The organism is Paenibacillus aceris (assembly GCF_017874035.1).
GTDB classification, from domain to species: Bacteria; Bacillota; Bacilli; order Paenibacillales; family NBRC-103111; genus Paenibacillus_E; species Paenibacillus_E aceris.
Map to the genome: position 1 here is coordinate 20,353 of NZ_JAGGKV010000038.1, position 25,635 is coordinate 45,987.

The following is a 25,635-nucleotide window of genomic DNA, read 5'->3' on the forward strand; positions in this document are numbered from 1 at the left end:
CGTTCTGACAGTTCACCCTAAAGATGACGCCTAAACATTCCAATTAAACGCACAACGAAATCTGATGTTTCCCGATAAGCTGTCCGGAGTATTTGCCGCCTTGCCAAATATTGCACATACGCTGTCCGTCCGGTTTAGTTCACGCGAAAGAGGTCAATCAGTTTTCACTGACTGACCTCTTTTTCTTTAGTGATCTCCCTCGGGCTAAGTCTCCTTATAAAACTCATGATAAAACTTCATGAGCGCCCGCTTCTCAATTCTTGATATAGGAGCGGCTGATACCCAGCTCCTTGGCAATCTCCTGCTGCGTCCACTCTTCTCCGCCTAATTCTAGCCCAAACCTACCGAATACATGGACCAGCAGTAATAATTTCTTTATCCATATTGGAAAATTTCTCAAAATTGCGAGTAAACTGTTCAGCCAACTCCCAAGCAGCCTTCTCATACGCCTTTTGATCCTGCCAAGTATGACGGGGAACAAGAACATTGCTAGGAACACCCTCTACGAAATCGGGACAGAGCACACCAAAGATCGGATCGGCCGCAAACGTCGCTTGCTCGATACTTCCATTCAAAGCAGCGGTTACCATCGCACGGGTGAAAGTTAAGTTCATCCTCTTTCCTACACCATAGGGACCTCCGGACCACCCAGTATTCACCAAATAAACTTTAACTTGATGCTCCTCAATTTTATCTCCTAATTGCTTTGCATACACAGTTGGATGGAGCGGAAGGAAAGGCGCCCCAAAGCAAGTGGAAAATGTCGCCTCCGGTTCCGTTACTCCTCTCTCGGTACCTGCCAGCTTTGAAGTATATCCTGACAAAAAGTGATACATCGCCTGTTCCTTCGTCAGCTTCGAAATAGGAGGCAGCACGCCGAAAGCGTCAGCTGTTAAGAAAATGATAACTTTGGGATGACCCGCCTTCCCTGGGATAACAGCACCAGGAATTACATCGATCGGATAAGCGGCTCGCGTATTTTCTGTCGTCCGAGTATCGTAATAATCCGCTCTACCTGTCTCTGGATCCAGAACGACATTTTCTAAAACTGAACCATAACGAATGGCCTGCCATATTTGCGGTTCCTTTTCTTCGGATAGATTAGCACATTTGGCATAACATCCGCCTTCAAAGTTATAGACCCCTTGATCGGTCCAGCCATGCTCATCGTCACCAATCAACCGGCGGTTTGGATCAGCGGAAAGTGTCGTTTTCCCCGTTCCGGATAACCCAAAGAATAAGGCCACATCGTCTTTCTCTCCAACATTTGCTGAGCAATGCATCGGAAAAATGTCACGGAAAGGGAGCAAATAATTCAGAACGCTAAAAATCGATTTTTTCATCTCTCCTGCATACTCGGTCCCGCCGATGAGAACCAATTTCCTTTCAAAGGAAAGGCAGATAAACGTTTCAGAGCGCGTACCGTCCACTTCCGGATCAGCTTTTAAGCCCGGCAGTGCGATCACAGTAAACTCCGCACTGTGGGTTTGCAATTCTTCCTCTGTCGGACGAACAAAAAGCTGCCGGACAAATAAATTATGCCATGCATATTCATTCACGATGCGAATGGGTAACCGATACGCCGAATCTGCCCCGGCATAGCCGTCGAATACAAACAAATCCTTATCCGACATATAATCTTGCGCTTTTTGGTAGAGCCGCTCGAACTGAAGCTGTGAGATGGGTTGATTCACTGCCCCCCAATCTATGTGATCCATGACGGAAGGTTCTTGGACTATGAACTTGTCTTTGGGAGAACGTCCAGTATATTTCCCTGTGTATACTTGTAAGGCCCCTGAGGAAGAAAGAACCCCTTCCTTCCGTTCCACTGCTGTTTCGACCAGCTGGGATACGGGCAAATTATTCGATATCACACCTATTTTCAACTGCTGCAACCTGGCTTCCATCCTCATCAATTCCCTTCGTTGTGTAATCCAAACATTGCTGCTCTTTGTAGTCCGAGTCATTAAGTAGTAACGTATAATCTACGCTAAAAGAGACAAATCCTTCGAAGGAACACGGAGGGAATTCCCCTAAACCCGAGAAGCCAGCTGGAAGTACCTTCCCTGTCATTAATTTTACCGGTTGACTTCACCTTTTACCATGAGCTCCCTCCTAGAGTCATATAGTATGTATTATTTATTTATTAGTATATATTAAACAACTGATTTCGTGTGATAAATAATGTTAATGATGCAATACATATTTATTTATAACCTATGTAAGTAAACGGCTTGTCTCTAGTAGGAGTGCACCGGAAATCAACATTCCTATCTGAAAGTGTATTTCTATTACTATCCAGCTCTTCTTTCTGTTTCTTTGTCTGAGACAGCTTTTTCAATGGTACCGAGAGCAACTTCATTTCCCTACGTACTTATAATTGAACTAAAAAAAGCGTTCACCCAGTTAAGTGAACGCCTATTTACTTCAAATCTTTATTGACTGCTTCAAGATATTATTTTACTTCAAAACAATATTTATCATCCAACAACTCTCTCTTAAAACAAGTTGTGCTTTTGGGATTCTGTTCGTAAAAAAGAGGCCGACAAATGCAACTTATATTTTACTGACAACTTCCTTATTTTGAAGCAGAGCTACCAGATATGCCAAGGTCAATCCTTGGCCCCATCCTTGTATTCTCTTCTTGGAGATCACCTTGTAATCATCTGCAGAGTACATCACTGCGGTTCCTGCAGATACATTCCGAACCGAACCGTCTTCGTCAATGTTTGCCAATATACCTCCATAAGCTTTGGCCATATAGTTTTGATGCATCGGATGCGCATAGGATACCAGTGCAGCGGCAATACCGGCGGAGGCAGAGACTTCCTCATAAGAAGTTTCATCATTTAATACCGTACGCCACAGCCCATTCGGTGATTGCAGCCTGACCAGAGCGCTTAATTGATCGCCGAGAGCTCCTCCGATTTGCATCCACATAGGCATAAATGGATTCAGCATTTTATATGCTTGCGCCATCGTATAAGCGGCCCATGCATTGGCTCTGCCCCAGTAAATAGCGGACAGATGATCTTTCCTGATATTGTCCCATGCGTGATAGAACAAATTCGTCTTCGTGTCCTGTAGATATTCTTCATGCCAGTAGAATTGATTGAGCGCATCGTCGATATATTCTTTATTGTCGAGTTTAAACCCAAGCCGCAGCAGGAAATACGCGGCCATGAACAACGTATCCGCCCACGCCTGCTCCGGAAAGTCATTTTTGGAGGATACCGTATGCTGGAAAACACCTTCCCCGAACCGGATGGCATCCTTTCGCAGGTATTCGGCTTTCATAAGAGCCAAATCCAGGTACTTTGAGTCGCCTGTGGCTTCATGCAGGGTCAGCATGGTATGCCCCATGGCACAGCTATTAACCATCATAGGCGGGAGCCCGAGCTCGAGATATTCGTCCACCCATTTGACCAGAAAATCGATGTATTCTTGTTTCCCCGTTACCTCCCAGGCTTTGCAAATCCCGTAATAAGCAACCCCGCAGGACCAGTTCCAAGTGAAATCCATATTCATCGTTCTGCGGACCACCCGGTCAATGAGTTCTCTTACTTCGTTTTCGTCACATTCAAACTTTCGCATAATGTTTATCTCCTTATCCATGGGATCACAATTCTATTCGTCAATGTTTTCGTTATACACTGAACGATGTAACTAATAATCTTCATCAAGGCGTGAAACGAAGGACACATTATTCATGACAAAACCTTCTACATTGTAAGCCTTAAGTCCATACTTACCTATGGCGTTCACATATTCCAAATGAATATTTTGCACAGTATAAAAAATAACATAATATTTGAAGGAATTCTCCGCATATATAACTATAAACCATTTAAACCCCGCATATATTGTGAGCTGAAGATACATGAACCACTCGTTTGTTAATTTTTTCATTACCTTCAAGCGTATCGATAATTTGATTGATCCCCAAAGTTACCTTCCGCTTAACAGCTTAGCCCACTTCTTGATAGGAACGGCGAATTAAAATCCACGTCCCTTGTATTTTCCAAAATGCCCCCGCATAGGCAGTGGTAACACCATTACTGCTGTCTATTGACACTAAATTCACATTACAGATGAAAAAGATCCAGAATGGACAAGCAAAGACCAGGGATCTTTGTTGTTGTTATTAAACAGTTTTGTCTATCAAAGTCTGAACCTTACCGCTTCGCTTTATAAAACTCATGATACAGCTTCATCAGCGCTCGCTTCTCAATCCGCGACACATAGGAATTATAAAAAATAAAGTGTTGCTTCTTAACAGCCCTGTGGACTTCAACTATCGTACCCGTTAGATTTTACCTTCGATAAACCCAGCCGCTTTTTTTATTCAATCACACATTAATGCAAAAGGGACTTATCCCGTTTGAACAACCTTCCCTATCCCCCTTATTTATTGTGAATACCCGAAATGGTTATAATCTGATCTACCCAGACATAATAATGATGTAAATAAAACTTTACATTATGAATGATATACATTACATTATGTATATAAAACTTAACTTATCAAAAAAAGAAAATACAGGCGGTGTAGTGCATGACCTATCAAGAAAAGAAGAGCATCGTATCGTTGATCAGCACAATAATCATTTTCGGATCTTATTGCTTGTACATGTATCCGCAGTACCCCGAAGGGGGTCTGGAGTCGATGGAAATCTTTCGTTATTGGGGTTCCTTCGTTCTCATCTTGATGTTGGTTTCAATCGTTGCCCATATCATGATCAGTATTATTTTTAACATCGTCTTTAGAATAACCACCGGAGAAAAGGAACCAACATTTATGGATGAACTGGATAAGCTCATTGATCTGAAAGCGACCAGAAATTCTTTCGTTGTGTTTATTCTCGGCTTTCTTCTTGCCATGGCATCGCTGGTTATCGATCAGCCATCACAGGTGATGTTCATGGTCCTGGTCATCTCCGGATTCTTCTCCGATGTGACCGGCTCCGTCACGAAACTTTATCACTATCGGAAAGGAGTCTAGTATGGGCAAAATTCTTGTCGGCAATCACATCCGAAAATTAAGGTTCAACCATGATGAAATGACACAACAGCACTTGGCTGACAAGGTGGGCGTAACAAGACAAACCATCGTGGCCCTAGAAAAGGGTAACTACTCCCCATCTCTAGAACTGGCTTTTCGCATTGCTCACGCCTTCAACTTACCTTTGGAAGAGGTTTTCTTTTACGGGGATAACACAAAGAAGTAAGAACTAAGATTTTTTTGCTTTACCGTTTATGAATTTATTAAAAGAAGGAGACAAACAAATGAACTTTTCTAACAAAAAGAGCGCGTTCATTGTGGGAGTACTGTTTATACTTGCAGCTGTTACGGCGATAATAGGTCTTAATTTATACGATCCTATCCTAAACAGCCCCGATTACTTGACTAATGGTTCCGAACACGCAAACCAGGTGATACTGGGAGCGCTTATGGAGTTAATTCTTGTCGTTTCAGCGGTTGGTACTGCAACTACAATGTTTCCAATCTTAAGAAAATACAATGAAACTATAGCTCTTTGGCATGTTGGCTTCAGGTTTCTTGAAGCGATTATCATTACTGTTGGTATAATCAGCGTACTGTCCCTATTGACCTTAAGCCAGGAATTTGTAGCAGCAGGCGCCCCGGATATCACCTCTTTTCAAGCTTCAGGTACGGTGTTGAAAGCCATACATGACTGGACCTTTATGCTTGGTCCCCTTTTCATGCTGGGTATAAATACGATGATGTACAGTTATATATTTTATAAATCCAAGCTCGTGCCCAGGTTTATACCTATTCTGGGTATGACAGGGGCAGCTCTTGTTTTTATTTGTGCATTGTTAGTTATGTTCGGTGTCATTCAACAAATTTCGGTTTGGGGTGGTATTTTGGCGCTGCCAGTAGCAGCTAATGAAATGATTTTAGCAGTATGGCTCATCGTTAAAGGATTCAATGAAAAAGTAATAAAGTCCTAGTATTATAATTTCCTCCACTAACTTCCTCCACGTATATTTTTACAGCCCGGTCTGTGACGGAATTCCCAACGATTTTGATATCAATGAATTACTTGAAAGTGGGGCGAGCAAAGTTGATAATATCTTATACCTTTCAATCCCCATGGCACACCTAAACTTGCATAAGAAAAAGCCCTTAAATTCCAAGGGCTTTTTCAAAACACATTATTTTTAACTAGTTCCGTATTCAAGCAATTCTTCATCCGTCGGTTCTTATTCGTTCTCTTTATTTAATCATTCCTTCTTGATGCGTTCTGCCTGTTACTTCAATTGATAAATTCAAAGGATTAATTTTAATTTTTACTACAGTAATTATTATTCGACTGCCATGGCATCAGCTTTTGTTACATGGACAGTACTATGTGGATGTTCTGGTGGTGCATATATCGAGTATAGTTTCAGAGGGATATTACCTGTATTGGTTATATTGTGCCATGTTCCAGCGGGTACTACAATGGCGGAGTCATCAGAGACTTTTCTTACAAAGTTTAGATTATCTTTTCTTTTGCCCATTTGAACAATCCCTTGACCTTGTTCTATACGTAAGAATTGATCAACGTTCGGGTGAATTTCCAAGCCGATATCTTCGCCAACATTAATACTCATTAAGGTAACTTGCAAATGATTTCCAGACCATAAAGCGGTACGAAACGTACTGTTTTGCTTCGCAGCCTGATTGATATTAACTACAAACGGTTCAGGTCCATAATCTTTTAACTCTATACCCACTTGAATATCATGCCTTATATCATTAGGAATAGACCCGTAAACAGACTGCCTTCCATAGTTATACATTGTTGGTACATTTACATGATAAGGAAAAGGATATGGGCAATAATATGGATTCATGTAAGGATTATTGTACATTTTTTCATTCCCTCCACACAATTATAAAATTATCTTATGAATTATGCTTAGGGAATGTACCTAGATTCAGCATCTAAGGCAGTAGTTATTAAATATAGGTATAGTATCTAGTTAGAACAACAAGGTTAAACTGACACCCCATTTTTCAAATACAAAAAACGGTGCCGCGTCTATCCAAAAACACGCACCGATCGTTTTTACCATTGTTCCTGAATCAAGGATGATTGGGGGGCTGACTTTGCCAGGAAACAACCATATTTTTGTTATTTGGATGAGCAAGAGCACAGGCGTCGAAATAGCCAAAAGTGGTAGGAGCAGAACAGATTTACCTCTTAACAATTTGTTCACTAACATCATCCCGCTCCATGACTAAGAGGGTGATGTCAATATTCCCATTTTTCCTGAATTCCTTGGTGGTCATTCCAGTAATGCGTTTAAACAGAGCAGAGAAATAATGAGAGTCGTTATAACCAACGAGAAAAGCGATTTCAAACGATTTAAACGATGTCGTCTTAAACAGCTCCATCGCTTTTCGTATGCGATAATGTGTCAAATACTCGATAAAGGCACGACCTGTTTCCTGACTGAATATTTTGCTTAGATGGCTGGAACTCACCTTGTGGTGTAGGCGAGTCTATTGGCGATGAGGAATACTTTGCTGGTAACCTTAAATTGTTCAGGAGCTAATCACCACTCTGGCAGAACTGGAATCCCAAATCATTTACCTTCAGCAAGAAGGAAATACATTGATAAAACCTCAATTATGCTTGCGGTGCGCCGATTAATGCAGCACCGCCATCAAAACAGATGGTTCAAACTGAATCATAAACACCCCTGGCCGATTGGCCAATGATTTCTTCTTTCGGAAGCTAAAAAGGCTGCCAATGTTGGCTGCCTTTTATTGTCTATAGCACAAGCACTCCAATCAAAAAGGGAGCCTTACATTGCTATGCACTTATTTATTCATTTTTGGGTAATAAGTAAATCCCGGATTTTTCACTATAAATTGTTTCTCTTTTTTCAATGCGTTCATTAATTCAGGTCCTACATGTAAGTTTTGTTCTACTAGTTGATGAGGTGTGAGCGCCATCCACTGATTCAATGAAACATCTTCAAAGCGGTCACTCTTAAACATCTCCAAAGCCCACACACTTTCATTACCTGTGTTTTGAATATAGTGACCGAAGGCACGTGGTACATATCCAACATCCCCGGCACGATAATCGAAAGTCCGAGCAGTACTATTGGGTGCCAAAACCGTCATTCGCGCCGTTCCTGAGATATAATACTGCCATTCATCATTGTTTGGATGCCAGTGCATTTCTCTCATTGCGCCTGGTTTAATTTCCAGTAACGAAGCGGCGATTTGAGTTGAAATCGGAAAGTTGGTTGAATCCACAATACGCACGGTACTCCCTCCAGGAGTTACAATCGGCTCTTGTGCAAGGAGTCGATGCGAAAAGGTTTGTGGTATCGTTCCCTGCGGATCTTCTACCTGTTGACTTTCAAGTGGACCGGGAACGTTTGATTGAAAAATGTACAACTGGTGGTTCGGGATATGGGCAAAGGCGCTTGTTGGAACACCAAAATTCGCCGATAGCACGTCTTTGGGCGTATGTGCGAACCAATCCGAGATGGCTAAAGTATTGAGGTCAGAAAAGTTGCCGTCTGGGAAGACGAGCAAAAACTCACAACCTTCCTCCAGTCCTTGAATCGAATGCGGAATTCCGGGTGGGAAGTACCAAAGGTCGCCCACGCCAATATCGGCAATGAAGTTCCTCCCATTCTGATCAACGGATGTGATTCGTGCTCGCCCCACAAGCACAATCGCCCATTCCGCTTGCTGATGCCAATGCAACTCTCGCACACCACCCGGAGTCAGAGCCATATTCACCCCAGCAAGCGTGGTCGCAATCGGCAGTTGTCTAACTGTCACTTCCCGTGACCAACCACCGTGATTTAACTGCATATTCGTATCGGAGAAAGAGAATTTTAGGTTAGGAAGCGATCCGGCATCGGTGGCAGGCGAAACTAGCATGTCAGGGTTCTGAATGTCTCGCATTATGTCACGTGGTCCTAAATCCCACCAACCGGCACCATCATTTCTTATCGGTTGTGGTATATGTCCAGTCCGTGTTTCGATTTTCAAATGTTTTGCACCTCATTTTCTATACACTTCATACTCGTAACTGGTTAAATGCCTATCTTAAGTTATGAATACAGTCTGGATTTGGAAATTTGTCCCCCTTGCTTCAAGTCAACTCGGTTATACAAAATAACATTTTTTGAAATGGCAGTGGTCTAAGAAGTAAAAAGAGAAGTCTTTATTTGGAAATTCAAGGAAGATGTCTCTATTTTATCGATTATAACATCCACTTCAGATAGTGCTTTTAGACGTCATTTCACATGTACAAGATTCTACCTGCGCTAAACCAAAACACGATACGGACTTGATTTTAAAAAAAGCCGCAATTTAAGCGGCTTTTAATGGGCAATTTTTAATCAAGAAAATATTCGGATACCGTGTGTAACAGTCGACTATGCGCATTCTGGAAATGTTCTGGGTTCTCATCACAATCTTTAAAGGAAACCATACAGGATGCCACAATTTCGTCAGCTAGAGTCTTATTCCTCTTAGCTAAACACATCAGCAGTTCATAATCTTCTATTCCCGATCTCATGGCTTCGAGTCGCAAGCTGCCCCAAGGTCCATCCGTTCCAGGGTATGCGATATGAGTATCTCCCGGTGGAAGCCTCGAAGCACTTAGGTTGGTCAATACCGGGGAGGATTGTTCAAACGGGTCTTGATCTCCCATATAGTAATTGAACCCCCAGTGTTTAACACACATTGATCCCAGCAGGCCGCACTCCCCTAACTCCCTGAATTTTCTCATCCATACCTCGAACTTTGTTCGCTGGCATGAAAAATACATTCCCTAGAATTCATCGGATTAACCATGTGGTTCCAATGTCTATTCTAAGGGATGCACTTCACATATGACTTAAATTCTGTTTAAAAGATTAGCTGCCCTTTCTTTTGTCCCTGTTATCGTGATCGGTTTTAATCGTGACACTGAGACCGGAAAGACTCAAGTTTCCAGTTGCGTCAACCGCTTTGATCATAAACATGTACTTCATATCTTTTTGCAAATTGGTGACATTGTAAGTTGTAACGTTGTCCAAAACAGCGATTTCCTTAGCAGAAGTATCGTTCACCAGATAAACCCTATAACCGGTCACGTCGATGTTATCAGTTGCTGCATTCCAGTTTAAGGTCAAGCCGGTTTTCGTTACATTGGTTGCGGTCAAATTGCCGGAGTTCCAAAGCGGTGCAAAGGTGTCGCCCGTTTGTGTATTTTCTGCACCCGCTTGATTAATAACGTCAGCTGGAACATCTGCCGTTTGATCCACAAAAGTGTAAAGTCTAGGCGTCCAATTTACAGGCTGCAAAGTACCGTTGCTCTTGGCAATTTCAACATTGTTGCCATTCAATACGGAGCCTTTGTCAGTGAATGCAGTTCCGCCGGATACTTGAATCAGAGATGAAGGAGATAAACCCGAATCATTCGCAAAATAGTTATTTTCAGCATAGACCTGCGATTGGTATCCTACCCCGATTGCATAGAGGAATGGGTTATTCGGTTGGTTCGCTGTTCCTTCGTAATAGTTGTTATACACATGAACTTGACCGTAACGTACACGTGGTGCACGCTGACCTACGTTCCGATAAACGTTGTGATGGAAAGTAATTCTTTCCTTGCCGGCATCACCGCTAAAGCTATCGCTTCCACCTACTAGCGTCGTCTTGTCATGGTCATGGAAGTAGTTGTAGGATACCGTAATCATGTCGGATGCATTCGTCATATCCACGGCACCGTCGTGTTGTTGATACTTGCGTCCAAAATATTTATGGTTCGGATCATCAATGCCGCCTAAGTCACTAAATGTGTTATGGTCAATCCAAACGTGAGTGGAGCCTTTAACCGAGATGTTGTCATAAGCGGAGTTCCAATTACCCAAATCGCCATCCGTCGGATCCCACTGGGGGAAATAATCGAATGTGTTTCGGAATTCGATGTTCCGGATGATTACATTATCCACATTCTCTAGGTTCAGGTTGCCGCCAAGAATCTTCGCATTGGTGCCGGGCAAACCGACAATCGTCGTATTTGAACCGACATTAATTTTGACTTGTTTGCTCTGATTATTTGCCGATCTTACACGTGCCTCTTCCAAAGCGCCACTAGGCAATGTTTTACCCCAAACGGCCGGATCGTATGTTTTGAGATAAGCATCAAAATCATAAAGCGGATCCTTGTAGAATTCCATACCTATCGGGTTGTCGTTATTATCTACATTCATATTCATCGTGCCGTTAATGAAGATTATCTTCGGCGTTCTGCCGGCCACTGCTTTCACCAGTTCACTGCGTTTACTCACGATGAAAATATTATCCGGATTAGTCGTTGATCCTCCGGTTGTTCCTGTGGTATGGGATCCCCATCCGTCATTAGGCGCTAGTACCTGTCTGCCAATGTCGTTATCTCCGGTATTGATCACATTTATGGTCAATGGCACGGTGATGTCTCCGAAATTAAAGCCCATTGTTGTTGATCCCACAGGCAGCCCACAAAGGTAATCTTTCTTGAGCGTATATACACTCCCGGTAACGGTATAGTCCAATGGTCCAAGAACTTCTGTGCCATTCGTGATATTCGTCAGCGCAAATCCGTTGCTCCTGACGCTTACGTTAATATCCGCATTATTTGCCGGGTTCATATCAAAGCTGGAGGATGTAACCACAACTTCTGGCGTATAGTTTACTTTCGGCATGATAACCGGAATGGATGGATCCCAGCCACCTAAAATTTGCGGAATCGTCAAACTTGCTTCCTGTCCTGTGAGCTGAGTGGAAATTTGACGTGTGGTTACATTCGCACCGTATCCATAGCTGTTATATTCCGAAAAATAGCTAGTTATACAGGAACCCGCACAGGAAGCCGCCCAGCCCTCCGGAAGAAACTTATTCGAATCGATTAAAGTGTTGATAAATGTAACTCTTGCGTAGTCCTTCCAAGCGCGCCCCAAGTCGTAAATCCCTTGTGCAGAGGGGCCGTCGACCACTTGAGAATTAAAAAATACATATCCCTTGTCCGTCGTATTTCTTTGCGCTCCTGCCGTAATATGTCCTCCTGCACTCTCTCCGGCCGGAACATTGCTCACAAGCACTATTTTCACATTGTCCATGACGACAGCGGGAGCTTCACCGAAGATGAAATCGACGTCTCCTTCAATAATGCTGTTGTGGAAATAATGACGTCCCTGATTTTTGGAATTCAAGCCGTTGTACAGCGTATCTTGATAGCCTTTCAATCTTACCGTTTCCAATACGGCCATATCGCTTTTGAGCGACAGAGCTACCGCCTGTGCCACTTCACTGCGCGGTCCGGCGCTGTTCTCAATCGTCAGATTGGAAGCGTTAAAGAAGTCTGCAGTTACGTCCACTGTCTGACTTAGGAACGTGTTTCCTGTGTGACCGGGCTTGCCCTGTGTCGCCGCAGTCCCTGCGTAATCGCCATACATAATGGATGTTTTATCCATGCCTGCGCCGACAAGACTTATATATGGACGATCAACCTTAAGCTTTTCGGTATACGTTCCGGGAGCGATATAAATGATCGTTCTTGTGGTGTTATTTGTCGGAACCCGATTAATAGCACTTTGAATAGTATTGAATACTCTTACACCATCAGCTGCTACATTTCTATCAACCGTAAGCACAGCCGCCGGGAGTACAACAAGTTCATCCGAATCAGAGCTTTCGCCGTTCGAATTTACAGCGGAAACAACATAATAAAGAGGTATCCCGTTTGTCACGCTCCAATCGTCAAATGTTGAATGGTAAGTTGAAGAGATAACCGTATATGGCCCGTCTGCAGAAATAGCTCTCTTTACATTGTAAGAGGAAGCGCCATTTACCGCATCCCAGGAAAGGCTTACGCTGCCATCGTTTGCGACTGCTTGGAAGCTTGTCGGCTTAGCCGGTGCACCCTTAACCGGAGTATTAGGCTTCGCTTTTAATTGATTTGAAATCATGCTTTCTTGCATATCATTTACAGCAGTAACTACGTAATAATAAGTCTTGCCGTTTTCCGTTGTGGTATCCAAGTAACCGCTTCCGTTAACATTGGCTAGAGCTGTGTATGGTCCACCGTTTACCAAACTTCTTTTTACGCTGTAAGACGATGTCTTCGTCACTGAAGTCCAATTTAGCTGGACCTGGTTATTTCCAGGTTCGACGCTCAATAGCGTCGGACTACCTAACGGTTCTGCAGGGGATACCTTTTCGAGCAGTTTTGGCTGACCCAGACCGCCGACATTCCCGGCTGTAAGTCTGTAATAATACTCCGTATCCGACCTCAAGTTCGTATCGAGATAGGAAGTGCCGGTAAGCTTTGTTTTCCCGTTCATCAGTAATGGGACAAAAGGTCCTTCCGGTGTTGTGCTTCTCTCAAGCGTATAGAAGGTCGATTTATTAACAGGATCCCAGGCGATCGTAAACTGTCCGTCTCTGACGGTGGCGTATAGGCCTGTAATCTCATCTAAAGGAGGTTCCACGTTGTTAGGATAGCCGGTCGCATAATACGAGTACTCACTTTCACCGGACGTGTTCACCGATGTCACCTTGTAATAATAGTATTTATCGTTAATCAGACCGGCCGTATCCGTGTAGCTGTTTGACGGCACTCCTTCAGCAAGCTTTTCATAGATTCCATCAAGGGATTCGCTGCGATACACATTATATGTATCCGCACCGCTTGTTGCATCCCAACTCAGCTCAACCCTACGGTTTGCGCCTTCGGCTGTCAAGTTTTTCGGTGTCACCGCTTCCTGTTGATAAACGATGATGTTGTCAAGATACGCATTCCCTGTCGACGAACCCGCCATTCTAAAATTTATAGAGGCGATATCTGTAACTGGGCTGGCAAATTTGAAATTTCCGGAGAATATGCCATTAATATAAAGATCTGCAGTATTTGCTTTAATATCGGCAACGTACTTCACCGTATACCAGGTCTTTGCCAGGAATTTTTGTGTGCCACCTGTTTGAGGATTTGGAAAGGCGAAATCGGCCTTTAAGGAAAGCGCTATTTTCAAATTGCTATCTAGCAATTCCAATACATATGAGTCGCTTACCATAGCGCCTTCCATAAATTCGAGCTGGGCGGTAATCCCTTTGTTGCTTGCTGCGGTTACAGGTGTAAACGCTTTATTGAATCCGCCTCTGCCAGCGCCGTCACTGATCCATAATACATTGGTTGTGTTTCCCACTAAAGTAGTCGATGTTTGGCCATAGCTGTTTCTAAGATTACTACTATTAATTATCGTAGAATTGTTCGAAGCCGAAAAAGCAGTAATCGCACCGCTACCAAAAGGCGGAGAATACCCTTCCGGTAATACTCCTAACGTACTGCCTTCAATATCATCATTGACAAGAGATGTAACCGGCGCTGCCGCCGCCAGAACTTCAGACGCACCGGTGAGCGGCACGTAGGAAGAAAGAAACAGCAGACACAACATAATTCGAAGCACTTTCATCATATATTCTTTCAACTCCTAAGTTTAGAATGATCCATTGAAAAAATCAGCGCGGTTAAAGACCCTGTAAATAAAGTCTTAAACCGCAGCTGCTGTTTCAGCCTGTTTTTCAACTAATGTTCTGCGTTAGTTTAATGCACTAACCTTTTCAATGAACCTTTGGATGATAATGGATAATTGTGCTCTTGTTGCTGTATCTGTCGGAGCAAGAATATTATTTCCATAGCCGCTGATTAGCCCTGAGCCTATTGCCCATTCCATGGGTTCTTTAGCCCAACTTGATACTTTATTTCCGTCAGTAAAGGCATCCACTTTCTTGGCACTAGAAATGTCATATCCTTTATGCTTTGCATAATTGTATAGTATAGTGCATAGTTGTTCTCTTGTTATGTCTTCATTCGGTCCGAAGAGCCCATTTCCATAGCCGCTTATAACGTTGCTTGATGAAGCCCATGCAACGGCGTCACTATACCATGTGTCTGTGTTAACATCTGTAAAGCTGCTTTCTAAAGCTGACGGATTTCCTTCCAGTCTATAAAGAATAGTTACTATCACGGCTCTGCTGGTATTTTGATTTGGGCTGAAGCTGTTTTCGGATGTTCCTATCATAAGCCCTTTTTCGCTCATAAATTTTATACCTTTATAGAACCAATCATCTTCTTTTACATCGATGAATTTATTGATAGAATCTGAAGTCCCTGGAATTTCGTTGTCTACATCTTTAACTTCTTTTTCCTTAATAAATGTAGGCTCAACTTTAGCCCCGCCTACAGGCATGATAAAGCTATAGGTACCTTTTGCATTTTCAGTGATTTTTACTTCCTTACCGTTTTGATCGAATACCTTAATATCATCCAACTTATAGCCCTTATCGGGTGTGACGGTAATGGTAATCTTGGTTCCGGCAGTTGCTTTGGTTATGTCATAAGAAACAGAACCGTTTTCCGCCTTTGCACCTATCGACACGGAATAACTTGTAGAGGTACTGCTACTTCCGCTGCTACTGCTATTGCTACTGCTATTTCCGCTGCTACTGCTACTGCTTATGGAAATGCTCAAGTTGATGGTGGTGCTTCCTGCATCGTTTGTAGCTTTTACTGTAAAGCTTGCTGTCCCTGCTGCAGTCGGTGTTCCACTTATTTTTCCTGTCGATGCTTCCAGTGAAAGTCCTGCCGGCAAGCTGCCGCTTGCGATGCCCCAGGTTATTGGGGTATTTCCTGTTACAACTAACGTTTGACTGTAGGGAGTGCCAACTTCGCCACTTGGCAAGGTGCTTGTGGTAATAATTGGAGCTACCGGTGTTTCTTCTACCGTTACGTTGATGGTATAGATTACTTCAGTTGCATCGTCTTCTGCGGTTACTAATACATTCCAGGTTTTACCTCCATCGGTTGTCGTGGCAGTACCTACAGTTGTATTAACATCAGTGGTAGTTACCACGATATCAGAGGCTGTAAGTTTCGCTAATACTTTATCGTGCGGAAGTACTACGTTGTAGACAGTATTATCGCTGCCAGGAACGGTGGCCGCTACTCCAGCGACAGTTACACTTGAAACACTGGCATCAGAGGCTGGCCCCGATAATAAGGTGTGCGTCACGCTCGGCCCGTGCCCGGTCCATTTTCCAAAGCTGACCTGGTTCCGAGGAAGTTCGGTATTTTTTGTACCGGTAAAGCCCGTGGAGCCGTCAAGTCCGCCTGCGCCGGACGCATATTTCAGAATCTCGCTTCCCGCTTCCACAGAGATTGTATAAGGAATATTGGGAAGAAATCCGGCAGTTGAAAGCACATAAGTATTTTGACCCGGTAGAACGGTTGGTTTCGCGTTTGTTTGAACTGCTCCACCTTCCACCGGCACGCCGTTAATCATAATGCGGTAACCGGCAAATCGTGCGGTATCGCCATTGGAATAATCCGTTACGTCGTTTTCGCCCCATGTGAGGGTCATATCTTCCCCAATCCATCTGCCGCCGCTAACGGTAAGCTTGCTACCGGGAGCCCACTTCGGAATCTGCATTAAGGTGCCGGGAACGGTGGTGATCGTAATCGGACCCGCCACAGGCCCTTCCTGTCCAACCCAATTGACGGCTTTCATCGTAACATCATATGTCACGCCATCATCCAGCCCCCACAGCGAGTAACCTTTCCGGCTGGAATTGTCAAAATAGGCTTTGAATGTTCGGGTAGCATATTTGGGATCTTGCGGCGTTGCCGTTAATTCGTAATAATGCACACCGTAGACAGCATCGGTAACGGCATTCCAAGCGAAATCCTGCCAGGAAATGCCCGTAATGTTTGCAGCTTTAACTTTAAAATCCGGCGATGCAGTCGAGACCGTGGATGCACCAAGCGTTGCATCTTTCGTAGTTACCAACGTCTCCAGCAGTTCGCCAAAGGAAGCGTTTGCACCTGTCGTCTCCGGTCGGACCGCAATTTTGTAGGAGGTTTTTGGGCGCAGCGCGATTTTCGCGGATTCCGACACCGCCCCCGATCTCATTACAATCTCTTTTTGCTGATAGCCATGACCATCCTGCATATCAACCAACACGGCGTACTGTGTCGCATTATCGATGGCGGGCCAATCTAAAGTGACATTATAAGTATTGGTCGTCACGGTGAGAGCGCCACTCCCATTCAGCGCATCCGGCTTACGGTTTGTGGTCCCAACGCAATTCTCGATCGTGACGTTCTTGCTGTTGGTGGTGGTAATGGCTTTTTGAAGACCTGTAATGTTGCGGAAGGTAACATCCGACATGCCATTTATCGCAATCGTACCGCCATTTGCTCCTGAGTAAGAAAGGATCTTGATATCCTCGAACGTGAAATTGCGCAGCACCGGACTTTTAGCATAGGCGGAACTGCCGGGTGCCGTTGTGTTAATCAGAGGTACGATAGAGTTTGACACCGTCATATTGCGCACTAATACGTTTTCAAAAGTCAGCGGCAGCTCGCTTTCCGGGCCGAAGGCTGTGCTGGCGTTGCCGTCGCTGTAGGATGTGTCAATCACAATCGTGCTGTTTCCACCAAGCATATAATTAACCGCATTGTCACGCACGACAATATTGCGGATACCGCCGCCGGTGGTAGCACCGGATTTCATACGCAAGACGCCATTACTTCCTGTTTCGCTCGTATTATAGACATTCTCTTCCGCGACCATATCGCCGATCCAGCCGCCGGTATGGCTGCCCATCGCCAACAAGCCGCCATGGCCGTTGCGCACAAAGTTATTGAAAACGCGGCCCTCTCCGCTTGCCACTTTGTCTGTCAAATTGCGTACGACTGTGCCCTGACCGGCCGCAAAGTTGATGGCGTCGTCGCCGGTATCCCAAAAGCTGTTCATGACCATCAGATCAAGGCAGTCGCCAAACTCGACACCGTCGCCGTTGTTGGCGTCGAACATCATCGTAACAACGCCGTTCACAGCAATCTGCTCGGACTGATAGTTGACGATTCCATGGAATGCTGGATTATAGAAGGTCAGACCCTCGTAATACAGGCCATGCACGCCGCGAGTTACCATTAGGTTAGGGCGGGTATTGTAAAATTGCGAGGCACCGGCATTCGGTGTTTGATCCTGACGCGACTGCCACATCGCATCAGCAGCAAGGATGCCTCTTACCGAGGCGGAATCGGATGCGCTATTATTATCAACGTTGGTGCTGCTGCCTCCCTGGTAGTTCGGCAATCTCCAACCATTTCCGGAAGGATCATCGAAGCCTGGAGATGGATCCACCGCCGTTTTGTTCTGTAAGCCGCTTCCGGTGGTATTCTTCCATCCGTTGCCGTCAATTGCGCCCTTGCCAACGATGCGGATGTTCTCCAAGGAGCCATTGTCCCAGGATACAGCATTCAACAGGCCATATGTCCGGATATCCTGTGAATAAGGATAGACCAGAAGGCTTCGCGGATAGTGGTCAAAAACAGGAGAGCCGAGCAGTACAGCCCCTTCTTCAATTTCAAAGGTCATATTGCTGTGCAGAAACAATGATCCGCTTAGATAATACCAAGGCGCAGCATTGCTTCCGCTTCCCTTCAATACAACCTTGCCGCCCGCAGGGGTGGCGTCGATCGCAGCCTGAATCGCAGCAGTGTTCTTTTCGATTTTCTTTATAATCTCTTCATTATTATTTGCACGCCGAATTGTATAGTCGCCAGACTTATCGGTAATATAGGTTACGCCATGGTCGGCGGCGTCTATGACGATAGGTGTAGACGTCGTTGAAAAGTTAAGCGGCGCACTAAGAGCAGACTTTGTAGTGTCGGCGTAAACGGCCCGCACCTTAAATTCATACATCGTCTTGGGTTTCAGACCGGTCGCCATAAAGGAAAGGTTGCTGATCCGATGATGATTCGTGCCCAATTTCTCGTAAAATGCGTCCATATACGCATTGACATAGGAATAATTCTTTCTAAAATTATCGCTTGCAAGTCCGAGACTGATTCCATCCTGGAATACCTCATAGTCCACGATCTTTTCTGTACTCTCATAATAGTCGTCCGGCTTCTCCCAGATAAGTACAATTTTTGATTCATCAAATGCTAATGGAGGAACGGATAAGTTTTGCGGTGCCGCAGAATAGCTGCCCGCCGCATGAACAGGCATTGCCGGAAATAAACCAACCAGCAGAGCCAGTGAGAGCATGAAACTGTAGATAAAACTAGCTATCTTCTTCATCTTCATTTCCTCCTGCTGTTAAAATCGTTAGATTAATAGACTTTCCTTTGAACCTTTTTCCTGTACTGCGGGAAAGATTGTATCATTTCCCCACATTCCCCTCTCATATTTATTTAGCTTGCTAATATGTACAGTTACTATTAAACCAATTTCAGAGGATTACAGATATAATCATTAGATCACATTTTTGTAGTACAACCTGTATAATCGGGCAATTTGTTCGCAATATCATTGAAGAAAGAGCCAGACAACCAAATATTAAGCTTTGCTCTGTTGAATTATGCATTGTGATCTTCGTTCATGTAATCTTCCAGTTTATCTTTATCGCGAACAAGCACCTGCGAAATAAACAGACTGCCTTGTAAGGAAGTCTGTTTATCTCTTTTACCAGTTACCTAGATTTACTTCAACACATTATTGTCGGGGGCCCACTTCTGCTGCCACAACGGATAGTCATTCGCCAGCAAGTTGGCCGGGGTTGAGTTATACCAGCTGTACTTATTTCGGCGTTCGTAGGAAATGTCGGCCATGTCGTACTTCTTCACACCGTCACGTGAGGAGAAGATAGGCTTATAGGTACCGATTTCGTAGAAGCGCGCCCATAGCAACGGGGCTTTCGCATCATTGACGAGAACCCGGTCGGAGCCGAACTCCAGTGTCGGATCCACCTTCTTCCCGACCTTCACGCCGGTAATCTTCACTTCGTTCAACCAAGCGACAGCGGACTGAACCGCATCGACGACCTCCGCGCTAGGCTTGTCGATGCTCATCAGGAAACGGATAACACCGACGCTCTCCAAGCTGCTCACCGACGCCAGTTCGTAGGCACGGCCGACGGTCGGCTCCAGCGAATTCTCGTCATACTGCTGCGCCCAACCTGTTTTCTTGCCATCTGTAGAGATCTGCAACTTCAAAAGCAGGGTAACTCCTTTATCATAGGCAACCTTCGCTTTAGCCGCATAAGCGTCGTCAACGTAAGCGTAATCTACCGTCCGATTGGCCACATCCCTCATCACTTCGAGGATGTTGATCATGACATTATCGTTTAGTGTAATATGTGATTGATAGCCGACGCCGCCTGGGAAAAACTGCGGCCAGCCGCCGTTGCCGTATTGTCCGCTTTGCACATAGTCCAAGCCTTTATAAAATGAGTTGCGATACTTCTCCACCTTGCTCGCATTGTACACCTTGGCGAGGAAGCTCATCTCCGAGAACGTAGCGTCGTTATCAATCGTCGATTGCACCTTTACGTTCAGCGCGCCAGTGCCAGAAATCGGCTTCGTCATATCGACATCAGTTTCCAGCTTGATCCAACCGCCGTCCTTGTTCTGGAATCCAAGGATATTGTCAGCCACCTGCTTGGCTTCGTCACTGCCGTACCATTGCGCCGGCTGATCGATCATCGTGGCAAACGTCACCTTACCGCCCTTCGCCATCCCCCCTGAGCCAGCCGCAGCCTCGGGATGGGTGTAGGTCGCGGTAATGCGGGTGCGGTTCGCATCCCAACTTACGAGGCAGCCAACGCTCTCCATCACGAAACGGACCGGAAGAAAGACACGTCCGTCCGTCACCCGCGAGCTTACAGGTGCCGTCTTGGGTTGACCGTTAACAGAGGCTACCCTCTCCCCCATCGTCAAAACCAGCGTGCTCCCGTTCAATACAACTGTCGTCTTCTTAGCAACCTCGTCCCATTGGAACGTGCCGCCGAGTGTGCCGATAATGTCCTGCAGCGGTGCAAGCACGCTATCGTCTACCATGACTGCCTTCGTCAGCAGCCCTTCCTCCAGCTCGTGATAAGCGCCGTTTACAGCAAAATTCGGCTCACCCATAATGATCGAAACCATGTCCGTTGCGTATACAGGAGTGAGCGCAGGGGTGGTAGGCGCATCCTCCGCAAAAGCGGTTGGTAAGGCCGCTACCCCACCGATCGTTATAGCTAGTACTAATGTTCGAAATATCTTCTTCAACAGGACATCCGCTCCTTTTCATGTTCAAGCTCCGACATAGCAACGCACATATGAATGAACGTGGCAACGCCGTGCAAATCGTTCGTATGACGCTCACGGGCAATGTAGTGATCATAATCGCCTACCCCCGTGCCGATACAAATATCGGGAACAAGCATACCGCCGTTATCATCGAATCCGATTCTGTTTAATACGCCTTTATAGCCTTTACGCGCACTTTACAGGAACCCCTCGACGGGCACCCAACCGTGTTTGACGGCTTTCGCCATCGCAAAGACGAACAGCGTAGAACACGACAGTTCAAGCCAATTGTCCGGGCGGTCGCCTTTGTCGAGTACTTGATACCATAAACCCTCGCGATCTTCCTGGAACTGGCGAACAGCCGCCAGTAAGTCGCGTAAAATAACAATTAACTTCGCACGCTGCGGGTGCGTATCCGGCAGCAGCTCAAGGATTTCAGCCAGCGCCATCGCGTACCAACCGACAGAACGCCCCCAGAAATCAGGCGAACGCTTCGTCTCAGGATGCGCCCACTTGGCAACCCCACTCTCGTCCCAGGCGTGAAACAGCAGCCCAGTCGCCTCGTCCTTCATATGCTTCTCAATGAGAAGCGCCTGTTCCACAATAAGGTCGAACCACTCCGGTTCACCGTATTGAATCGCGTATTTTACCGCGAACGGACCTTCCATATAAATTCCGTCGAGCCACATCTGGTTCGGATAAACGTCCTTATGCCAGAAGCCGCCGTCCGATGTTGTCCGCCAGCTCTTCAGCATGTTCATAAGTCTTGAAGACAGCTTGCGATAATGCGCATCGTCCGTCTCCGCATCAAGCAGGAGCAACAATTGCCCCGACATGAGGTCGTCAAGATGGTCCTGCACCTCCAACTCGCCGTTAGGTCCAACCATCAGATCTACATAAGCCTTAATATAGTCGAAATAGGCACTGTTGCTGTTTAAAAGCCAAACCTTCTCCATCGCCTGCAAAAAAACACCTTGATGATAATGCCACCGCCCCGCCGGAGGAAGCTCCTCCGGGGAGTATCGGCGCATAATCGTATCGCACGCATGCGCAGCCCATACCAACGGCGGGTCCTGCACCGTCAGCGGTTGTTTGTCTAATGCTTCACTCACATCGAATCTCCTTTTCCCGATAAACATCCCGATCGATCGGTTGCTCACACCGCAAACCTGATACCGCTTCTGCCTGACCGATAAAACTCCTTCGTGTCTTTATTTCTTTGCTTTGCTGTACTCGTCTGTGTATTCCTTTATGATTTGGTCGCCGCCTTTAGCCTGCCAGTCGCCGATAAGCTTCTTGAAACCGGCTTCGTCTATTTGGCCCATGATGTACTTCACGCGGGCATCCTTTGTAATTTTGTCGAGCTCGGAGCCTTTTTCCGTATAGGTCTGAGAGATCAGCGGATCTGTAACGTTCGGCACAAGGAACTTCACCATCTCTTCATACTTTTGTTTGTACAGCTTCATAAGCTCGGAATCGTTCTTGTTTGTGACCCAAGCTGGCTTTACAAACAAGAGTAAGTGAAAGTTATATTAATCAACTAAAAAAGGATTATCCAAATGCTAAGCAAATAACCATTCAAAGAATGGATCCTACGCCTACGCCTGCACCTGAACCTGGATTACCTCTTTTACCAAATGCCGCTAAAGCTCTAACTAATCCTGGGGAAGTATCGCCTCAAGCTTGGTATGACGTTGGTGTTTCGTATCGAGTAGGTATGAAGCAGCTGGTTGCAAATGACGCTTATCGTGATCCTTACATTCTTTATGAGTCAGTTGCTAAAGGACAAACTAAAACTACAACGACATCTATGGAACGCACTGTAACAACCAGCATCGGTGGTACTGTTGCAGGTGGAAAAAAAGATGTGTGGAATATCTCAGCGACTGGTAATGTTACTGGTTCAGTAAAATCAACAGTAACTAAAACAACAAGTTTAACCGGTCCTCCAGAATCAAGTTCATCAAACAGCCGTGCATATTATATGCAAGCATCCTATGCAGCTTGGACTATTGGCGTTGATACGCTAGGATTTCCGAGCGGTGACTTTATATCGGGGGAACTCATATCCGGTTACGTTCCTGTGTGGCTTTACTTCTCGGTTGACAATTAAATCCCATTAATTTCTTCTAAAAGGTGACTCTCAACAGAAAATGGATTATGCTGAGAGTAAAACCTTTAATTGGAGGATAAGATGAGAAAAGAATTTCTTTACACTGTTTTATCGTTAAGTTTACTCCTGAATTTTGGACTTACTATTTATTATTTATTAAAACAGCCGACAATAGCTCCATCCCAGCAGCTCCAAAACATTCGTGGTGATATTTCACTAAATCAGGGCGGCGTATCTAGTGCATCAACTCCCAATGGAGACCTATGGTTATTTATTTCAAATCAAAACAAAATTTATTACATTTCTAAACCAGATTCCACTGGGAAGATTAATATCTCCACGGATTTTTTACCTCGCTAAAAAAGAACGGAGCCACTAGATTGAGCGGCTCCGTTGTTATTATGTTCTATTCCAGAAAGTATGACCTTCAAACAGGAGGTCGTTTTTGTTTTCTGGCTTAAATCAACATTATTGTTAACATTAATATTTACAAAATTAAGGGTGTGATAATACAATCGGTAAGGCATGTGAAATCAATGGATTACGGGTCCTCATTCCTTGGCTCTTTTAGCAACCCTGTTTAACAACCCCTACAGGATTCATAAAAAGAAAGACAGCCTAAGAATGGCTGCCTTCCTTTTTTATCTTCGTTGATAATGATACTGCTTTTTATACTTCCTTGTGCTTACTATAACCCTTAATCATTCACAATGACATTGTGTATGATTCGAATTTTAATTTTAAGCAACTAGTTTGCCAAACATTTTTTCGTATAAAATAAATTTCCTGGAAATATAGTTGTTTTAATTATTTTGAAAAAGAAATAGCGGCGGACTAGGACTTGAAAAAAGTCTTAGGCCGCTGCCGCCGCTGCCTGTTTATTAAACTATCGTTATCCGTTAGCTTAATAACTCCTAACCTCCAAAAACGATATGAATTCAGAATTTTCTTTACTCGTTCGACAAAATTTTGTTACCTACAAATTTTTCATCAATTCAATTTTCGTAACAATCCAACCTATATCTTCTATTAAATGAACATTATATCTTTGAATGCCTCTGTTCTTTTCATTGATAAAGTTACAATCACATTCAAGCAAATATATACGGTCTCTAAACTTCTTTTCACTTAAAGTGACATTTATAACCTTATATTCATTGGTATTGGAGCTTAAATATTGTTCGATTGAAGCCTCGGGACTAGAATCAACATTTCTTGTATCAAAGAACAATTTTATAATGTTCGAAAAATAGACGATAGAAATAAATAAGAAACAACTAAAAAAAACTAAAATAATCCTTGTCTTTGTAATTCTCACAAATTCCACCTCGAGTTACCTGACCTAATTCAAAGTATACCATAATTTGGAACTAATCTGCCCATTACCTCAACGGACAACGGCAGCCGAGCGGATGCCCGGCTGCCGCAATGTCGTGATTGAACTCGTTCTTCTTTAGCGCAACAACCCTTATGAAACACTACAAACCTTCTTAGATACTGAACATAAGATCCGAAAAGTTGAACAGAGGTTACCATTTGAACCGAGTCGGAAAAGGTTATTGTCTAAAAAATATTCAGCCCTTTACCAACAGGTTGCACAGTCTCTAGGACACGATTGGTCATTTCTGATCCTATTAATGTTTTGATGACCCAGGATGATAAATCCTGTCCTGCGAGACATCCAGCTGCTGTGCTGATGTTACCGTTGTTTACAAAGCTCTCATTGACCACTTCCACTCCAAATGAAGCTAATTGATCTGCAGCAGTCGGATACGTTGTAGCCTGTTTTCCAGTTAAGAACCCCATAGCGCCTAATAACAAAGCTCCTGAGCACATGGATCCGATTAATTGCTTGTCTACTGAAAGTTTAAACCGACTTAGATAGGAAGGATCCTGAAACAACTGCTGGACGCCTTTTCCACTTCCAAAGAGAACTGCATCAGACGAATTTGCTTCCTCAATCATCCCATGCATGGGGATTATAAGTCCTGCCATCGAAACATGTGATGTTTCTGTTCCAAGAATCTTTACTTCCCAATCAGCAATGCCACCTACCAATCTCACCCTGTTTAGCAAGTCCCATGGTAGGAATACATCAAGGTCTGTAAAATCGTTAAAGCAAATTATAGATATCTTCATCACATCAACTCCTTTAAACTCTTGCATATATAAAAAAGTTACACTTCAATAGTTTCTTATGTCTTATATCTTTATTTTAGTTTGAAAATTGATGAAGTAAAAGATCCAATAATGATTAAATTTAATGTACCATTTTTAGTTCTCTGCCCGTTCGTATTATGAGGTTAACCAGTTTTTACTGGTTGACCTCTTTTGTATTTTAGAGGTTTAGTAACGGTAGCCGGGGGCGAACGTCTC

Annotated in this window: 16 protein-coding genes and 4 pseudogenes; 5 read left to right on the forward strand and 15 right to left on the reverse strand. The window is 44.4% G+C overall.

Going from position 1 to position 25,635, the window contains the following annotated elements; genetic code table 11:
* Nucleotides 1–204: 204 nt before the first annotated feature.
* From J2Z65_RS33620 to J2Z65_RS35565, 4 genes and pseudogenes are all read right to left on the reverse strand, one after another.
* Nucleotides 205–352 (reverse strand): annotated as a pseudogene (locus J2Z65_RS33620) (sigma factor-like helix-turn-helix DNA-binding protein); the annotation flags it as partial.
* The gene (pckA, locus tag J2Z65_RS33625) at nucleotides 342–1,907 is read right to left on the reverse strand and encodes a phosphoenolpyruvate carboxykinase (ATP) (RefSeq protein ID WP_244999185.1); all 1,566 of its coding nucleotides are present in this window, start codon (nucleotides 1,905–1,907) and stop codon (nucleotides 342–344) included. The pseudogene J2Z65_RS33620 and the gene pckA, both read right to left, overlap by 11 nt.
* Nucleotides 1,908–2,556: 649 nt before the next feature.
* Nucleotides 2,557–3,594, reverse strand: coding sequence for a glycoside hydrolase family 88/105 protein (locus tag J2Z65_RS33630; RefSeq protein WP_167062925.1), 1,038 nt, complete (start codon nucleotides 3,592–3,594; stop codon nucleotides 2,557–2,559).
* 581 nt (nucleotides 3,595–4,175) lie between these two features.
* A pseudogene (locus tag J2Z65_RS35565) lies at nucleotides 4,176–4,247 on the reverse strand (RNA polymerase subunit sigma); the annotation flags it as partial.
* Nucleotides 4,248–4,555: 308 nt separating this feature from the next.
* On the opposite strand from J2Z65_RS35565, the gene J2Z65_RS33635 reads away from it, so the two are divergent.
* Genes J2Z65_RS33635 through J2Z65_RS33645 form a run of 3 tightly spaced genes read left to right on the forward strand, consistent with a single transcriptional unit; the run spans nucleotide 4,556 to nucleotide 5,976 of the window.
* The gene (locus tag J2Z65_RS33635) at nucleotides 4,556–5,002 is read left to right on the forward strand and encodes a hypothetical protein (protein WP_167062929.1); all 447 of its coding nucleotides are present in this window, start codon (nucleotides 4,556–4,558) and stop codon (nucleotides 5,000–5,002) included.
* A 1-nt stretch (nucleotide 5,003) separates the two neighbouring features.
* Nucleotides 5,004–5,228: a helix-turn-helix transcriptional regulator gene (locus J2Z65_RS33640; RefSeq protein WP_167062932.1), complete on the forward strand. Its 225-nt coding sequence runs from the start codon at nucleotides 5,004–5,006 to the stop codon at nucleotides 5,226–5,228.
* Between the two features lie 58 nt (nucleotides 5,229–5,286).
* Complete coding sequence (locus J2Z65_RS33645; protein ID WP_167062934.1) at nucleotides 5,287–5,976, forward strand: DUF4386 domain-containing protein; 690 nt, start codon at nucleotides 5,287–5,289, stop codon at nucleotides 5,974–5,976.
* Nucleotides 5,977–6,330: 354 nt separating this feature from the next.
* Here the strand turns inward: J2Z65_RS33645 and J2Z65_RS33650 are convergent, their stop codons facing one another.
* The 10 genes and pseudogenes from J2Z65_RS33650 to J2Z65_RS33690 form a co-directional block, all read right to left on the reverse strand.
* A complete protein-coding gene (locus J2Z65_RS33650) occupies nucleotides 6,331–6,882 on the reverse strand; it encodes a cupin domain-containing protein (protein WP_167062937.1) in 552 nt (183 codons plus the stop codon).
* Between the two features lie 325 nt (nucleotides 6,883–7,207).
* Nucleotides 7,208–7,498, reverse strand: a complete 291-nt coding sequence (locus J2Z65_RS33655; protein ID WP_209856299.1) for a helix-turn-helix transcriptional regulator — start codon at nucleotides 7,496–7,498, stop codon at nucleotides 7,208–7,210.
* A gap of 339 nt (nucleotides 7,499–7,837) precedes the next feature.
* Nucleotides 7,838–9,031, reverse strand: a complete 1,194-nt coding sequence (locus J2Z65_RS33660; protein ID WP_167062942.1) for an oxalate decarboxylase family bicupin — start codon at nucleotides 9,029–9,031, stop codon at nucleotides 7,838–7,840.
* A gap of 349 nt (nucleotides 9,032–9,380) precedes the next feature.
* Nucleotides 9,381–9,815: a DUF4091 domain-containing protein gene (locus tag J2Z65_RS36240; RefSeq protein WP_420850849.1), complete on the reverse strand. Its 435-nt coding sequence runs from the start codon at nucleotides 9,813–9,815 to the stop codon at nucleotides 9,381–9,383.
* Nucleotides 9,816–9,903: 88 nt separating this feature from the next.
* On the reverse strand, nucleotides 9,904–14,484 hold the full coding sequence (locus J2Z65_RS33670) for a pectinesterase family protein (protein ID WP_167062948.1): 4,581 nt from the start codon (nucleotides 14,482–14,484) through the stop codon (nucleotides 9,904–9,906).
* A gap of 123 nt (nucleotides 14,485–14,607) precedes the next feature.
* Nucleotides 14,608–15,447 carry an S-layer homology domain-containing protein gene (locus J2Z65_RS36245; RefSeq protein WP_420850850.1) on the reverse strand — a complete coding sequence of 280 codons (840 nt, stop codon included), beginning with the start codon at nucleotides 15,445–15,447 and terminating at the stop codon, nucleotides 14,608–14,610.
* A gap of 90 nt (nucleotides 15,448–15,537) precedes the next feature.
* Nucleotides 15,538–19,164: pseudogene (locus J2Z65_RS33675) on the reverse strand (fibronectin type III domain-containing protein); the annotation flags it as partial.
* Nucleotides 19,165–19,559: 395 nt separating this feature from the next.
* Entirely contained in the window at nucleotides 19,560–21,125 is a 1,566-nt protein-coding gene (gene pelA / locus J2Z65_RS33680) for a pectate lyase (protein ID WP_167062954.1), read from the reverse strand.
* Nucleotides 21,122–22,285: pseudogene (locus J2Z65_RS33685) on the reverse strand (glycoside hydrolase family 88/105 protein). Before J2Z65_RS33685 ends, pelA begins: the two are co-directional and overlap by 4 nt.
* 72 nt (nucleotides 22,286–22,357) lie before the next feature.
* The gene (locus tag J2Z65_RS33690; protein ID WP_167062957.1) at nucleotides 22,358–22,612 is read right to left on the reverse strand and encodes a hypothetical protein; all 255 of its coding nucleotides are present in this window, start codon (nucleotides 22,610–22,612) and stop codon (nucleotides 22,358–22,360) included.
* A gap of 251 nt (nucleotides 22,613–22,863) precedes the next feature.
* Here J2Z65_RS33690 and J2Z65_RS33695 point away from each other — a divergent pair, with 251 nt between their 5' ends.
* Entirely contained in the window at nucleotides 22,864–23,259 is a 396-nt protein-coding gene (locus J2Z65_RS33695; RefSeq protein ID WP_167062960.1) for a hypothetical protein, read from the forward strand.
* 81 nt (nucleotides 23,260–23,340) lie between these two features.
* Nucleotides 23,341–23,619 (forward strand): hypothetical protein, encoded by a 279-nt coding sequence (locus J2Z65_RS33700; protein WP_167062963.1) that lies wholly within the window; start codon nucleotides 23,341–23,343, stop codon nucleotides 23,617–23,619.
* A gap of 1,203 nt (nucleotides 23,620–24,822) precedes the next feature.
* On the opposite strand, the gene J2Z65_RS33705 is transcribed toward J2Z65_RS33700, so the two are convergent.
* Nucleotides 24,823–25,398 carry a DJ-1/PfpI family protein gene (locus J2Z65_RS33705; protein ID WP_167062966.1) on the reverse strand — a complete coding sequence of 192 codons (576 nt, stop codon included), beginning with the start codon at nucleotides 25,396–25,398 and terminating at the stop codon, nucleotides 24,823–24,825.
* Nucleotides 25,399–25,635: the final 237 nt, after the last annotated feature.